Source organism: Edaphobacter sp. (assembly GCF_035532915.1).
In the GTDB taxonomy this organism is placed as follows: domain Bacteria; phylum Acidobacteriota; class Terriglobia; order Terriglobales; family Acidobacteriaceae; genus Edaphobacter.
The window spans coordinates 1-14,445 of record NZ_DATKQC010000004.1 but is presented as its reverse complement, the minus strand read 5'-3'; the positions used below and the strand labels follow the sequence as shown (position 1 = coordinate 14,445).

At 60.6% G+C, this 14,445-nt stretch carries 13 protein-coding genes; 7 read left to right on the top strand and 6 right to left on the bottom strand.

The features are described 5' to 3' along the window. On the top strand, window positions 1-371 hold a 371-nt coding region (locus VMU57_RS00140; protein WP_325379539.1), incomplete at its 5' end, for a c-type cytochrome. Window positions 372-479: 108 nt separating this feature from the next. Here the strand turns inward: VMU57_RS00140 and VMU57_RS00135 are convergent. Beyond that, on the bottom strand, window positions 480-1,667 hold the full coding sequence (locus tag VMU57_RS00135; RefSeq protein WP_325379537.1) for an NAD(P)/FAD-dependent oxidoreductase: 1,188 nt from the start codon (window positions 1,665-1,667) through the stop codon (window positions 480-482). A 76-nt stretch (window positions 1,668-1,743) separates the two neighbouring features. Between VMU57_RS00135 and VMU57_RS00130 the strand changes: the two genes are divergently transcribed. Next, window positions 1,744-1,947 carry a hypothetical protein gene (locus VMU57_RS00130; protein WP_325379535.1) on the top strand — a complete coding sequence of 68 codons (204 nt, stop codon included), beginning with the start codon at window positions 1,744-1,746 and terminating at the stop codon, window positions 1,945-1,947. Between the two features lie 90 nt (window positions 1,948-2,037). Beyond that, a complete protein-coding gene (locus VMU57_RS00125) occupies window positions 2,038-3,282 on the top strand; it encodes a class I SAM-dependent rRNA methyltransferase (protein ID WP_325379541.1) in 1,245 nt (414 codons plus the stop codon). A gap of 73 nt (window positions 3,283-3,355) precedes the next feature. Here the strand turns inward: VMU57_RS00125 and hslU are convergent, their stop codons facing one another. From hslU to VMU57_RS00110, 3 genes are all read right to left on the bottom strand, one after another. Further along, a complete protein-coding gene (hslU, locus tag VMU57_RS00120; RefSeq protein ID WP_325379533.1) occupies window positions 3,356-4,951 on the bottom strand; it encodes an ATP-dependent protease ATPase subunit HslU in 1,596 nt (531 codons plus the stop codon). Between the two features lie 113 nt (window positions 4,952-5,064). After that, complete coding sequence (gene hslV, locus VMU57_RS00115; protein ID WP_325379531.1) at window positions 5,065-5,697, bottom strand: ATP-dependent protease subunit HslV; 633 nt, start codon at window positions 5,695-5,697, stop codon at window positions 5,065-5,067. A 32-nt stretch (window positions 5,698-5,729) separates the two neighbouring features. Next, the gene (locus VMU57_RS00110) at window positions 5,730-7,112 is read right to left on the bottom strand and encodes an Nramp family divalent metal transporter (protein ID WP_325379529.1); all 1,383 of its coding nucleotides are present in this window, start codon (window positions 7,110-7,112) and stop codon (window positions 5,730-5,732) included. 107 nt (window positions 7,113-7,219) lie between these two features. Here VMU57_RS00110 and VMU57_RS00105 point away from each other — a divergent pair, with 107 nt between their 5' ends. The 4 genes from VMU57_RS00105 (at window position 7,220) to VMU57_RS00090 (ending at window position 10,793) form a co-directional block, all read left to right on the top strand. Beyond that, a complete protein-coding gene (locus VMU57_RS00105; protein ID WP_325379527.1) occupies window positions 7,220-7,936 on the top strand; it encodes a metal-dependent transcriptional regulator in 717 nt (238 codons plus the stop codon). 67 nt (window positions 7,937-8,003) lie between these two features. Continuing rightward, the gene (gene purD / locus VMU57_RS00100) at window positions 8,004-9,281 is read left to right on the top strand and encodes a phosphoribosylamine--glycine ligase (protein WP_325379525.1); all 1,278 of its coding nucleotides are present in this window, start codon (window positions 8,004-8,006) and stop codon (window positions 9,279-9,281) included. Between the two features lie 45 nt (window positions 9,282-9,326). After that, on the top strand, window positions 9,327-9,818 hold the full coding sequence (locus tag VMU57_RS00095) for a DinB family protein (RefSeq protein ID WP_325379523.1): 492 nt from the start codon (window positions 9,327-9,329) through the stop codon (window positions 9,816-9,818). 96 nt (window positions 9,819-9,914) lie between these two features. Next, window positions 9,915-10,793, top strand: a complete 879-nt coding sequence (locus tag VMU57_RS00090; protein ID WP_325379521.1) for a VOC family protein — start codon at window positions 9,915-9,917, stop codon at window positions 10,791-10,793. Window positions 10,794-10,881: 88 nt separating this feature from the next. Here VMU57_RS00090 and purF read toward each other — a convergent pair whose 3' ends face one another. Continuing rightward, the gene (gene purF, locus VMU57_RS00085; RefSeq protein WP_414648579.1) at window positions 10,882-12,324 is read right to left on the bottom strand and encodes an amidophosphoribosyltransferase; all 1,443 of its coding nucleotides are present in this window, start codon (window positions 12,322-12,324) and stop codon (window positions 10,882-10,884) included. A gap of 41 nt (window positions 12,325-12,365) precedes the next feature. Continuing rightward, window positions 12,366-14,445: phosphoribosylformylglycinamidine synthase subunit PurL (gene purL / locus VMU57_RS00080; protein ID WP_325379517.1), on the bottom strand; the 2,080-nt coding region annotated here is incomplete at its 5' end.

Below are 14,445 nucleotides of genomic sequence, written 5' to 3'. Positions count from 1 at the left end.
CACCGCCGGGACACCGCGAGATGCCCAGGCCCACCAACCTGAAGGTGCTGCCCAAAAATATCTCCACCAAAGACCTGCTGGCGACCATGCATGGGTTTACCGGCGCGCTCGGCGTGCACTGCACCTTCTGCCACGAAGAGGACGCCACCACTCACCACCCTAACTTCGCCTCCGATGCCAAGCCCGAGAAGAAAGCCGCACGCATCATGATGCGCATGACCCAGAACATCAACGGCAAATATCTGGCCAGCCTTCCCGACCACGGCGACATGCAGAAGGTCGGCTGCGGCACCTGCCACCGCGGCAACTCCACTCCCAAGGAATTTGTGCCTCCACCGGAGCAGCACGGTCCTCCGCCGCCGCCAAAATAGCTATCGGTAGCTTGTTCGCACGTCACTTCGGCTGAAGCTGCTCACAGTCACCCTGTGAGCAGCGCAGCATGGAAGCCTCTTCTTTACCAGATCGTTATCGCGCGGATTCTAAACGGCCCGCCCGGCGCTCACGCCCGAAGCCCAGGCCCACTGAAAGTTATATCCCCCCAGCCACCCGGTCACATCCACCACTTCGCCGATGAAGTAGAGCCCCGGAACCTTCCTGCTCTCCATCGTCTTCGCGTCCAGCTCCGCCGTGTCCACGCCGCCAGCCGTCACCTCGGCCTTGGCGTAGCCCTCGGTGCCCGCAGGCACCACCCGCCATGCATGAACCTCCCGCTCCATGGCTGCAAGTGAAGTGTTGGACCAGTCCTTAGGCTCGTGCAGCGCTACCCACCGCTCCGCCAACCGCCCCGGTAAAACTGCTCGCAGCGCGGTCACAGCAGCACCAGCATCCCGCCGGGTATTCTTTATCAGCAGCGGAGCGAAGACCTCGATCCCCGGAGCCATATCGACCTCGACTGCCTCTCCCGCTCGCCAGTAAGACGAGACCTGCAGGATCGCCGGTCCGCTCAGGCCGCGGTGTGTCACCAGCATCTTCTCGCGGAAGCTGCCGCGCCGCTGCTTCTCGCCTGTCGCCGCCACCACCTCAGCCGACAGCCCGGTCAGATCGCACCACCGCGAGGCATCCTCGCCGCTCATCACCAGCGGAACCAAAGCCGGACGGCACTCCACCACCCGCAGCCCGAACTGCTTCGCCAGGTTGTATCCGAATCCTGTGGCGCCCATCTTCGGAATCGACAGGCCGCCCGTAGCCACTACTACCGACTCCGCGTGAAATACGCCAGCCGAGGTCTCGACCACAAACTTTCCGTCCCATTTTACCGAGAGCACTTGCGCCCCGGTCACTACGCGAACGTCAGCCTCCGCGCACTCGTGCTCCAGCATTGTCACCATGTCCATGGCCGAGCGGTCGCAGAACAACTGCCCCAGCGTTTTCTCGTGGTAGCGAATCCCATGCTTTTCGACCAGCGCGATGATGTCCGCAGGCGTAAACCGCGCCAGCGCCGACTTGGCAAAGTGCGGATTGCCGGACAGAAAGTTCTCCGCCCGGCAATGGATGTTGGTGAAGTTGCACCGCCCACCGCCGGAGATCAGGATCTTCTTGCCGACGCGCTCGGCATGGTCCAGCAGAACGACGCGCCGCCCCCGCCGCCCGGCCTCCACCGCGCACATCAACCCCGCTGCGCCACCGCCCAGCACCACTACATCCGTGTCATGCGCCTTATCTCCCATGTCCCTCTAGTTTCGCATTCACCATGGTTGCAGGTTGTCTCTGGTGATGCTGCCTCGATCGTGAGAAGATTTCTATATGAGCGATTTCATTCCTAAAGCAGGCAGCGTAAAGGTAGGCGGATTGGGCCGGGCAGCGCAGAAGCGGCAGGCCGCCCTCGAAAAGGCAGCTCAGGTAAAGAATGGCGCCAAGCCGTCTCCCACGGCGTCCGTGGCATCCTTCAAGGCGAAAGATTCCTTCGCCAACACCAAGAAGACGACCTTCCAGCGCAAGGCGGTCTAGGCAACAGGGCAAGCCCTCGATAGCCCCGTCGCATCCCCGTGCGACCATAGAGTAATGCCGCAGCCCTTCACAGAATCGCGTCCTTTGAAAATATCCGCCGCCCAGCCCCACGGTCCGGCGGCGACCGTTACCCGGCGCGCCGCAGACCGCCTCCGCGCAGGCCATCTCTGGGTTTACCGCTCCGACGTCGAATCGCTTATCCCGCCCATGGGAGCTGCTGAGATCGCTCCCGGAACGCTCACCACCGTCGTCGACAGCCGCGGCATCCCGTTGGGCACCGCGCTCTATAGCGCAGCCTCGCAGATCACCCTTCGCCTCGTCTCGCCCGAAGCCGCCCAGACCCGGGATGCCTATCTCACTCAGCTTCAGGAGCGAGTCAACGCAGCCCTCACCCTGCGCGAGGAGCTGGCCCCCGACTCTGAGCAAAACAATGCCAGCCGCCTCCTCTTCTCCGAGGCCGACAACCTCCCCGGCATCATCGCCGACCGCTACAACGACCTCGTCATTCTGCAGCTTCTCACCCAAGGCACAGCGCAGAACGACGTTCGCCAGGTTCTCACCGCCATCTTCCGCGACCGTCTCCACCCCGCCACCATCATCGAGCGGCCCGATCCCAAGATCCGCGAGTTGGAGCAACTGGCCGCACCCTCGCCGGCCCCGCTCTATGCCAGCGACGAGTCGAGCTTAACCCTGACGACCGTCTTCACGATCAACGGCCTGAAGTTGAACTACGACGCCACCTCCGGGCAAAAGACCGGAGCTTTCCTCGACCAGCGTTTGAATTATGCTGCCGCCGCAAGCTATGCTCGCGGCCGGGCGCTGGATATCTGCACCTATCAGGGAGGCTTTGCCCTGCACATGGCTCAGCACTGCGATCAGGTCACTGGCATCGACGCCAGCCGCGCCGCGCTTGAGGTTGCCGACCGCAATCTTGAGCTAAACCCTCAGCTCAAGGCCAGGATCGAGTGGATTGAAGCCGACGCCTTCGAGTTTCTGCGCGAGTACGAGGCCACCGGGGAGAAGTTCGACACCATCGTCCTCGACCCGCCTGCCTTTGCCAAGTCGAAGCGGGCCGCCGAAGGCGCTCTCCGCGGCTATAAAGAGCTGAACCTTCGCGCCATGAAGATGTTGAACCCCGGCGGAACACTGGTGACCTGTTCCTGCTCCCACCACGTCTCGCCCGAGGAGTTTACGGCGGTGGTGGCCTCAGCCGCCTCGGACGCCGGACGTCGCGTGCAGATGCTCGAGACCCGGGGCGCCGCTCCCGACCACCCGGCGATTCTGACACTGCCGGAGACGACTTATCTCAAGTGCCTGATCTGCCGGGTCAATTGAGCTTAGTGTCTAATTTTCCGCATTTTCCACAACACGCAATCGGGATGTGGAAATGTGGCTTCTGCAGTAAAACCTACAAGATGTAACGCGACAGGTCCTGATCTTTGACGATCGAGGCTACCTGCTGGCGAACATATTCCGGGTCGACGACAATCACCTTCTCCACGCCATCCGCTGTCTGCCGTTCGATCACCGGGAGGGGAGGAGCGGCTTTTTCGCCTTCTTTGAGCGGTGCCGAAGCTCCAATTTCTCCTATAACGCCCTCTTCCGTCACCTCGGTGCGTGGGCTCTTGAACAGGTCAGGAGCCTGGAAGCTGATCTCGTCGAGCACCCGCTCCAGAATCGTGTGCAGACGTCTCGCCCCAATGTTTTCAGTGGTTTCGTTCACCCGGAAGGAGAACTGCGCCATCTCTTGAATCGCTTCCTTCGTGAATTCCAGCTTCAGGCCCTCGGTCTCGAGCAGCGCCGTGGCCTGTTTCACCAGCGACGACTTCGGCTCGGTCAGAATCCGTACAAAGTCGTCTACCGTCAGCGACTGCAGCTCGACCCGGATGGGAAAACGTCCCTGCAACTCTGGGATGAGGTCGCTGGGTTTGGAGACGTGGAAGGCACCGGCGGCGATGAACAGGATATGGTCGGTTGAGACCATGCCGTACTTGGTGCTGACCGTCGTCCCTTCGACGATGGGCAGGATGTCGCGCTGCACGCCCTCGCGGGAGACGTCGGGGCCGTGGCCGCCCTCGCGCCCGGCGATCTTGTCGATCTCATCGAGAAAGACCATGCCGGAGTCTTCCACGCGCTCCACCGCGAGGCGCGTCACCTGGTCCATGTCGATCAGGCGGCTCTCCTCCTCCTGCACCAGATACTCGAATGCATCGGAGACCTTCATCTTGCGTTTCTTGGTGCGGTTGCCAAACAACCCCGGCAGCATGTCCTTGAGGTTGATGTCCATCTCTTCCGAGCCCTGGTTGGTAAATACCTCAAAACTCGGCTGGTTACGGTCGCGCACGTCCAGTTCGACCATGCGCTCGTCGAGCTTGCCCTCGCGGAACTGCTGGCGTAGCTTGTCCCTCGTCCGCTGCTCGCGCTCGCCGGGCTTCTCGTCGTCATCGTTCGCCGGAGTGGCCGCGGGCAACTGAATCACATTGCTTCCGGCCTCGTGCGTGGCAGCTGCCGCTGTAGAAGTTGGGGAAGCAGAAGCTGCGGGCGTAGGCGGCAGCAGCAGGTCGAGCAGGCGGTCTTCGGCGGCAAGCTCGGCCTTGTCCTCCACCTCGTCCATCTTCTCTTCGCGCACCATGTCGATGGCGATCTCCACCAGATCGCGGACAATCGACTCGACGTCGCGGCCCACGTAGCCGACCTCGGTAAATTTGCTGGCTTCCACCTTCAGAAAGGGCGAGTTGGTCAGCTTGGCCAGCCGCCGCGCAATCTCGGTCTTGCCGACGCCGGTCGGCCCAATCATGATGATGTTCTTGGGCATGATCTCTTCGGCCAGCTCGGGCGGAAGCTTCTGCCGCCGCATCCGGTTGCGCAGCGCAATGGCCACGGCGCGCTTGGCGGCATGTTGCCCAACGACGTACTTGTCCAGCTCCGCAACGATCTCTCGCGGCGTCATCTCATCGAGCGCAAGCGCCTGGTCTTCCGCAGTTCCCGGTAAAAAAATTGCCATAAAAAAGTGTCCTAGCTTTAGCTGTTAGCTCCTAGCTTTTAGCTAGAAGCGTGGTCCAGTTGAGGTGCAGGTAGATGAAGCTAAAGCTAACGGTAAATCGCTGACAGTCAGCTTCACTCCGCCTTCAACTCTTCAATCGTCATCTGGTCGTTCGTGTAGATGCAAATCTGACCGGCAATCTTTAGACTCTTCACCGCGATCTCACGTGCCGACAGGTCGGTATTTTCCATCAGCGCCCGCGCGCTGGCCAGCGCATAGCTTCCGCCGCTGCCGATGGTGGCGATTCCTTCATCGGGATCGATCACATCGCCCGTACCGCTGAGCAGAAATGTTTGCTTCGGGTCGGCCACAATCAGCAACGCCTCAAGCTGACGCAGCATCTTGTCGGTGCGCCAGTCTTTGGCCAACTCCACGGCAGCGCGGCCAAGGTTTCCGGCATACTGCTCCAGTTTGGTCTCGAAGCGGGCGAACAGTGAGAAGGCGTCCGCCGTCGATCCGGCGAATCCAGCCAGAACTTTATCCTGATAGAGTCGGCGAATCTTCTTCGCGGAACCCTTCATGATCGTGGAGCCGAGCGACACCTGCCCATCGGCAGCCATCACCACCGAGTCGCCGCGCCGCACGCAGATTACGGTGGTCGAGCGGATACGCCGACCTTCACCCAGATCGAGCGGGTGAGCGAGCGGGGTAGAGACGGCCTTCAGGCGGGTTTTCTCACGAATTGGGGACGAGGAAAGAGGCTTCATGGTCACTCCTCAGTATATCGTCAACCCGCTGCCTAGCCGCCAAAGGCGATCTGCCCCAACAGCACGACATTCAGCGTAAGGATGATGCCGACTGCCACCCATCCTGCGATCTTCGTCCGCCTTGCGCTGACAAAGGTGTCCATCACCGAAGGCCGGTTGGTCAAAATCAGCAGGGGAATCAGGGCGAACGGCAGCGTAAAGCTCAGAATGACCTGCGAAAGAAGCAAAATCTTCAGGGGGTCGAGCCCCACTGCAATGACGATCAACGCTGGAATGATGGTAATCAAGCGTCGCAGGAAGATAGAAAACTTGATATCGAGGAAACCCTCGATGATCACCTGCCCAGCCATAACGCCAACGGTAGACGATGAAAGCCCTGAGCAAAGAAGTGCGACGGCAAAAACAATCGCGGCAGCAGGACCAAGTAACGGACCCAGTGTCCGGTAAGCCTGTTCCACATCGGCGACAGGGGAACCCATGTGCACGAACGCGACCGCGGCCATCACGATCATGGCGGAATTAATCAGCCACGCTCCATTCATTGCCACGAGCACATCGATCAGCTCGAACTTCAGGTACTTCCTCCGCCGCGAAAACCCTGCCATGACAGGCTTCTTCTTCAGCTCTTGCACCCTCGGCTGCACCAGCGCTGAGTGGAGGTAAATCACATGCGGCATCACCGTCGCTCCAAGCATGGCGACGGCTGTGTAAATGCTGTCGTGGAAAGCTCTGGAATTACTGACATCAAGCCTTGGAATCAGTGTGGAGAAAGCAACGGCCCGCCAATCCGGATGCACGAGGAAAACCTCAAAGCCATAGCACAGGCCGATGACGCCGACGAAGGCCATAATGCCCCGCTCCAGCCACTGGTACCCCGCTAAATCCAGCGCCAGGATTAGGAACACAGCAACAGCAGAAACCAGCGCTGAAACGAACATCGTCTCCGTACGCGTCCATCCATGCATAAGCATGGTCGGACCGACGAGAAGATAAAACCCTAGGGCTGCACCCAGAAACTCGGCCAGGTCTGTCGCAATGGCGGAGACCTCGGCTGCCACCCAAAGAAAAATCGTCATCGGCCGTGAAAAATGTCTGCGGCAGTTCTGGGGCAGCGTCAGTCCGGTCACGATTCCCAGTTTGGCTGCAAGATACTGGATGAGAATGGCCATCGCATTCGACCAAAGCAATACCCAAAGCAAGCGATAGCCAAACTGGCTGCCGCCTTGAATATTGGCCGCGAAGTTTCCTGGATCGATGTAGGCGACGGAGGCTACAAACGCAGGCCCGAAGTACGTCCACAGCTCGTTTCGCCGAAATTTGAAGCCGCGTGGCTCTGCCGTGGCCAGCGCAACCGCTGAGCCAGCAACCGGTTCCGCCTCCGTACCGGCATACGACGATGATGGAAGGTCCGCCATGCCACTCCAAGAAAAGATGTCAGGGGAGCCGCCTCAATTTAGGTTCCCCTAATATTTAGGTATACCTAAATCATCGGAATGCGTCAAACTAATTCTGGAGCCAGTCCATGTCACCCCGCCGCCAGGCAAACCGGAACAGCGAATCTGTCGACAACTACCTCAAGGCCATCCTCGCGCTGGGTGGCGCGGAGCAGCGCCGTGTCACCAGCACGGCTCTTGCCGACCACCTCGGGGTCGCTCCTGCCTCGATCACCAACATGCTGCAAAAACTGGCGGCGGCGGCAACGCCTCTGGTCGAATACGAGCGCCATCGCGGGGTGCAGCTGTCCGCGGCGGGGAAGCGCAGGGCGCTCGAGGTGCTGCGCCACCATCGCCTGATCGAGACTTTTCTCTACGAGGTCCTCGATTACCCGATTGAAGAGATTCACGAAGAGGCCGAGCGGTTGGAGCACTTTATCTCCGAGCGCTTCGAGGAGCGCATCGCCGCCAAGCTGGGCCATCCTCGCATCGATCCTCATGGACACTCCATCCCGACCATGGAAGGGGAGATGGCCCTGCAGAACTCCATCCTTTTGACCGAAATCGAGCGGGAAGGGGTCTTCACCATCGACAGCGTCTCCGACCGCGATGCGCTTACGCTGCGTCAACTCAAAGCCAGCGGCATCAAGCCCGGAGCCAGGCTCCGCGTCAGAAAGAAGACGGAGGCCCAGGGCTATTTGGTGAGCATTGGCCGCTCTTCCGCAGCCTTCGACCTCTCGCACGAGGCGGCTGGCGATATCCGGCTGTTGGCTGAGCAAATCAATCTGCGTCCGCGCGCGATTTGATACGTGGTTTGACTCCGGGAACGGTGTTGCCTAGGCTCAAAGTGAGAGAACGGAGATACATCTGCAAATGAAAGTTCTGGTAATCGGCGGCGGTGGCCGCGAGCATGCCCTTGTCTGGTCGCTCCTCAAATCGCCGCAGGTCGACGAGGTTGTATGCGCCCCCGGCAACGGCGGCATCGCGAAGATAGCCCGCTGCATCCCCGTAGACGTCAATAGCCTTACCTTGATGGTCGAGGTAGTCGAGGCGGAGCGCCCTGACCTCACCGTCATCGGGCCGGAGGTGCCGCTCTCGCTCGGCATCGTCGATGAGCTTAACCGCCGCAATCTGCGCGTCTTTGGCCCCACGCAGGCTGCTGCCAGGCTCGAATCGAGCAAGGCCTTCGCCAAGGAGTTCATGCAGCGCCACGGCATCCCCACGGCTGCCTACGCCGTCTGCACCAGCCTCGCCGAGGTGCGCGAGCAGCTCAACCACTTCACGCTTCCTGTGGTGGTCAAGGCCGACGGCCTCGCCGCAGGGAAAGGCGTGGTGATCTGCGAGACCCGTTTGCAGGCTGAATCCGCCGCCGCCGAGATGTTCAGCGGAGCGCTGCTCGGCACCCATGAGACCGAGATCGTCCTCGAAGAGTTCCTCACCGGCGAAGAGCTGTCCTTCTTTGCGCTTTGCGACGGAAAGCATGCTGCGCCGATTGCCTCCGCGCAGGACCACAAGCGCGTCGGTGAAGGCGACACCGGCCCCAATACCGGCGGCATGGGAGCCTATTCGACCGACGGACTTACGACTGCCGCCATGCGCGACTGGCTTACCACAAATGTCGCCCAAAAAGTGGTTGACGGCATGGCCTCCGAGGGCCACCCCTTCAAAGGCATCCTCTTCTGCGGCATCATGATGACGCCTCGCGGCCCGATGGTGTTGGAGTTCAACACCCGCTTCGGCGATCCCGAGACCCAGGCCATTCTTCTGCGCATGCAGACCGATATCGTCGATCTCTGTAACGCCTCGATCGACGGCACGGCCAACGCCCTCGACATCAGGATGCATCCGGGAGCCAGCGTCTGCGTCATCGCCGCCAGCGGAGGCTATCCCGGCAAATATGCCTCGGGCAAGCCCATTCACGGCATTGCGGACCAGGCTGGCAACGACGTCGTCGTCTTTCACTCCGGTACTGCCATTAAGGATGGCCAATTGGTCACTGCCGGAGGCCGCGTCCTCGCCATCACATCGATGGCGCCGGATCTGCACACGGCGCTCGACCTGGCCTATGCGCAACTGGCAAAGATTTCGTTCGAGGGAATGCAGTTCCGCCGCGACATCGGCCATCGTGCATTGGCACTGGAGCAGAGATAAAGAAAGATAAGTAGAGATTAAAGAATCGAAGCGAGGGAAAGAAATATGGTTGCGTTGACGGGCGAAGAGTTGCTGGCATGGGCCGATAAGACCGCCGAGCAGTGGCGCAAGCTGTTAGAAGCTCATCCATCCTTGCTGGCCGTGCCATGCGACGTAGCTGGCGTAAAGACCGTGGGCGAGCTGATGCAGCACATCGTCGCGGCGCAACTGCGCTATGCGGAGCGGCTCGCTGGATCGACGGCGACGGCGTACGAGGAGATCAAATACGGCACCGCCGCCGAGCTGTTTGCGACGCACGCGCAGGGAATGGATCTGTTCCGCGCACTTCTCGCCGATCCAGCTTATGTCTGGGACGAAGAGGTAGAGTTCGTCACTCGGCGCGCAGGCACCCTCGTGGCTACGCGTAAGACGTTCTTCATCCATGCGATGACGCACGGCATCCGCCACTATGCGCAACTGGCAACGCTGGTGCGGCAGCATGGAGTTACACCGGACTGGCCCATGGACTACCTGTTCATGGGTGCGCGGTGGGCCTGAATCGCCGCCTGCTCCTGCGCCGAGAGACTCTATTCACATGAAAAGGTACAACCTTTGATTGACATTCTTTCGGCACCACAATAAAGTGGCGCTGACATGAAAAAAGCCGCCGCTCTACTTTGTTTTCTCGCATCCTTCGCCTATGCACAGACGCGTCCCGCCATCACCGGTATCGCGTTCGTCCGCATGTACACGGCAGATCCAACAGCCTCCACTGCCTTTTACAAGGACAAGCTGGGCTTCGACCGCACCACAAAAGACGGCATCGCCCACTACGCCGTCAACGATTCGCAATGGCTTGAAGTAGCTCCGCTGCCCACTCCTGCACCGCAGTCCCGTATCGCTGCGATTGCCTTCACTACTCGCAATGCCGCTGCGCTGGAGCAGTATCTCAAGGCCCATGCCGTAGTCGTCGACCAACCCCTTCACGATGGCAGCTTCGCCGTCCACGACCCGGAGGGCCAGCTTGTCATCTTTGTGCAGCAGCGCCCGGCGTCATCCAAGGCCGTCTCACCCCGTGCCACCGCTCGGCGCGTGATCCATACCGGCTTCTGGGTCCACGACCGCGCCAAAGAAGACCACTTCTGGCGCGACATCCTCGGCTTCCGCCCGCTGTGGTTCGGTGGCCCGCATGACGGCGAGCTGAATTGGATCAGCAGCCAGGTTCCCGACGGCACCGACTGGATCGAGTACATGCTCGACAGCAGTGCCCATCCCAACCCCCATTCTCTGGGCAGCATGAACCACTTCTCCCTTGGCGTGGCCCAGATGAGCGATGCCGAGCAGGCACTGGCCCGCAACGGCTGTACTGGCCCCGAGTGCCGCAAGACCCAGATGGGGCGCGACGGCAAAGTCCAGCTCAACCTCTTCGATCCCGACCTTACGCGGGTGGAGTACATGGAGTTCAAGCCATCTGGACCCATTTGCTGCTCGCCCTTCACAGCCCCGCCACCCACCGCGAAAGAAAACCGCTAACAGCTCTGGGCCAGACGCTCATACAGAACGTGTGGCCCAGTAGTAAATCCTTCGCCTCTCAATCGGCTGCTTCTACTCCGCGGCTAATTCACACACTCACCGTCGCCGGAAGAATCTCCGCCACATCGACCCACTGCGTCGGATAGTTCCCGGTGTAGCAAGCCGTGCAATATGTGTTCGGCTCGGCATCGCCTTCGGTGCAGCAATGGATCAGGCCATCGAGCGAGAGATAGGCCAGCGAGTCTGCCTCGATATATTTGCAGATCTCTTCGACGGAATTATTCGCCGCGATCAAATCTTTCTTGCTGGGCGTATCTACTCCATAGAAACAGGGTGAAATCGTAGGCGGACACGAGATGCGCAGATGCACTTCCTTCGCTCCCGCAGCGCGAACCATGCGCACGATCTTTCGCGAGGTCGTTCCCCGGATAATCGAGTCGTCAATCAAAACAACGCGTTTGCCCTCCAGCAACGGCCGCACGGGATTCAGCTTCATCCTTACGCCAAAGTCGCGCACCCGCTGCTCAGGCTGGATGAAGGTGCGGCCAACATAGTGGTTGCGGATCAGGCCCAGGTTGAAGGGAATCCCCGACTCCTCTGCGTATCCAATCGCCGCGGTCACGCCGGAGTCCGGTACGGGGACGATCAGGTCGGCAGGAACGCCCGACTCCCGCGCCAACTGCCGCCCCATCTCCGCTCGCGACTGCTGCACCCAACGGCCGAAGATCTTCGAGTCGGGACGCGCAAAATAAACGTGCTCGAAGATGCAGCTCGCCTGTTGGGTGGTTGTATCGAAGTAGCGGCTGGTCACGCCGTCTTCCGACACCATGATCAGCTCGCCGGGCTTTACCTCGCGCTCATACTTGGCGTGCAGCAGGTCGAAGGCGCAGGTCTCAGAGGCAAACACAAACGTATCCGGAGCGCCGTTCTCCCCGGAAATTCTTCCCATCGCCAGCGGCCTGAACCCATGCGGATCGCGCGCTGCGAAGATGCGATTGCGCGTCATCATCACAATCGAAAATGCTCCCTCGACCTGCGACAGCGAGTCGGCGATGCAGTCCACCAGTGTGTTCTTTTTCGAGTGCGCGATGAGTTGAATAATGATCTCGGAGTCCGAGGTCGTCTGGAAGAGCGCACCATCGCGCTCCAGCCGCTCCCGTGCCGTACCCAGGTTCACGAGGTTGCCATTATGCGCAATGGCGATTAACCCCTTAGTGCTTTCGACCGAGATAGGCTGCGCGTTCAGCAACGCCGAATCACCCGTCGTCGAGTAGCGTGTATGACCAATCGCAATATGTCCCGGCAGCTTGGCCAGCACATCGTCGGTAAAGATCTCCGACACCAACCCCATGCCCTTGATGTCGTTGACGTTTTGCCCGTCGGCCGAGGCGATACCGCCGGACTCCTGCCCGCGATGCTGCAACGAGTACAGCCCCCAGTAGGTCATCCGCGCCGCGTCGGGATGGTTGTAGATGGCAATCACGCCGCACTCTTCGCGCAGCTTATCGAATGGAGTCTCGTCTTCGTCCATCTCGTCTACCGGATTGTTCTGTAGTGCAAGCGAAGTATCCATTATGCCGTCACCACCTCATCCGCAAGCTGCGCATCGAGCGCGCCAGCCCAAACAGATTTCAATGCAGAGACCGAGTCAGAAATTGCCGAGCCCTTCGGGGTAAAGATATCCAGCACAGGACCCCCGGTGGTGCCGATATCGCGGACGGTGATCGATCCGAACTGGCCGCAGACCTCGGTCAATCGCGTAAAAGTCGCATCGGTGCATGTCACCAGCATCACGCTGGCCTCTTCGCCAAAGAGTTCCGCAGCCACAACGTCGCCATCGAGATGGTCGAGGCTGACTGCCGCGCCCACTCCTCTGGTGAAGCTGGCCTTGGCCAAAGCGACCGCGATGCCGCCGTCGGAGATGTCGCTGGCCGATGTAATCAAACGCTCGTCCGCCAACGCGGCGAGGCATTTGTGAAGCTCTGCCTCTTTCGCGATCTCCAGACGAGGCGGCGTGCCCCAGAAAGAATTCAGAATCGCCTTGGCATAATCCGATGATCCAAAGGACTGAAGCCCGTCCCGCGAACCATTGGTCGAGAGCAGAATGATCCGCTCGCCACCCTTTCGGAATCCGTTCGGTACAGACTTGGTCACATCTTCAATAATTCCGACGATCCCAAGCACTGGAGTCGGATAGATTCCCTCGCCCTTGGTCTCGTTGTAGAGCGAGACATTGCCGCCGGTGATCGGCGTACCTAGCGCGATACAAGCCTCGGCGATGCCATCGATCGCGTTTGAGAGCTGCGCCATAATCTCGGGCTTCTCGGGATTGCCGAAGTTCAGGCAGTTCGTGGCTGCGACCGGAGTCGCCCCCGTACAAGCCACCTTGCGCGCAGCCTCAGCGACGGTATGCATGGCACCCAGCTTCGGATCGAGGTAAGTCCACCGACCGTTGCCCGCCAGAGCCATGGCCAGCCCGCGCTCGTGACCGGCGGAGCCTGAATCCTTGATGCGCATTACGCCAGCCTCGCTGCCCGGTCCCTGTACGGTGTTCGTTTGCACCATCGAATCGTACTGCTCATAGACCCAGCGCTTGTCGCAGATATTCGCGCTCGCCAGCAGCTTCTTCAGGTCGGCGGTGTAGTCGCGAGGCTTCTTCAGCTCTTCCAGCACCGCAGCCGGAGGATCGAGCGGCACCGGGGCCTTCCACGTGCCTACCGGACGGTGGTACAGGGGAGCATCGTCGGTGAGGCTCCTATTAGGAATATCGGCCATCAGCTCACCGTGCTGGGTGATGACCATGTTCGGCTTGGCGGTTACGGTGCCGACGATCGAGGCGTCGAGTCCCCACTTCTTGAAGACGTCGAGGACCTCCTGCGCGCGCGGCTTGTCGGCCACCAGCAGCATCCGCTCCTGCGACTCCGACAGCATGATCTCGTAGCTGGTCATGCCGGTCTCGCGCTGCGGCACCAGGTCGAGCTCGACGGTCAGGCCGAGGTCGCCGCGGCCACCCATCTCGCAGGTCGAGCAGGTCAGGCCCGCTGCGCCCATGTCCTGAATGCCCAACACCGCGCCGGTCGCCATCGCCTCAAGGCACGCCTCGAGCAGCAGCTTCTCCATAAATGGATCGCCCATCTGCACGTTGGGCCGCTTCTGCTCGCTGCCCTCGGTGAACTCTTCGGAGGCCATGGTCGCGCCATGAATGCCATCGCGGCCAGTCTTCGCTCCGACATAAATCACCGGATTGCCTATGCCGGTCGCCTTGGCATAAAAGATCTCGTCGCGCTTCACCAGTCCCAGCGCAAAGGCATTCAGCAGTGGATTACCCGAGTAGCAGCTCTCAAATCGCGTCTCGCCGCCCAGGTTCGGAACGCCGAAGCAGTTGCCGTATCCGGCCACACCATGCACGATTCCGGTGGCTACCTGGTGATTCTTGCGCCGCAGCGCCTCGTCAGGCTCGGCCTCGTCGAGAGGTCCAAAGCGCAGGGAGTCCATCACTGCCAGCGGCCGTGCGTTCATGGTGAAGATATCGCGGAGAATGCCGCCCACGCCGGTCGCCGCGCCTTGATAGGGCTCGATGTAGCTGGGGTGATTGTGCGACTCGATCTTGAAGGCGCAGGCCCAGCCATCGCCCACGTCGATGATTCCGGCG

Coding starts and splice junctions, on each gene's coding strand:
- VMU57_RS00135 (WP_325379537.1), bottom strand. CDS start 1,667: ATGGGAGATAAGGCGCATGACACGGATGTAGTGGTGCTGGGCGGTGGC.
- VMU57_RS00130 (WP_325379535.1), top strand. CDS start 1,744: ATGAGCGATTTCATTCCTAAAGCAGGCAGCGTAAAGGTAGGCGGATTG.
- hslU (WP_325379533.1), bottom strand. CDS start 4,951: ATGGCAATTTTTTTACCGGGAACTGCGGAAGACCAGGCGCTTGCGCTC.
- hslV (WP_325379531.1), bottom strand. CDS start 5,697: ATGAAGCCTCTTTCCTCGTCCCCAATTCGTGAGAAAACCCGCCTGAAG.
- VMU57_RS00110 (WP_325379529.1), bottom strand. CDS start 7,112: ATGGCGGACCTTCCATCATCGTCGTATGCCGGTACGGAGGCGGAACCG.
- VMU57_RS00105 (WP_325379527.1), top strand. CDS start 7,220: ATGTCACCCCGCCGCCAGGCAAACCGGAACAGCGAATCTGTCGACAAC.
- purD (WP_325379525.1), top strand. CDS start 8,004: ATGAAAGTTCTGGTAATCGGCGGCGGTGGCCGCGAGCATGCCCTTGTC.
- VMU57_RS00095 (WP_325379523.1), top strand. CDS start 9,327: ATGGTTGCGTTGACGGGCGAAGAGTTGCTGGCATGGGCCGATAAGACC.
- VMU57_RS00090 (WP_325379521.1), top strand. CDS start 9,915: ATGAAAAAAGCCGCCGCTCTACTTTGTTTTCTCGCATCCTTCGCCTAT.
- purF (WP_414648579.1), bottom strand. CDS start 12,324: ATGGACGAAGACGAGACTCCATTCGATAAGCTGCGCGAAGAGTGCGGC.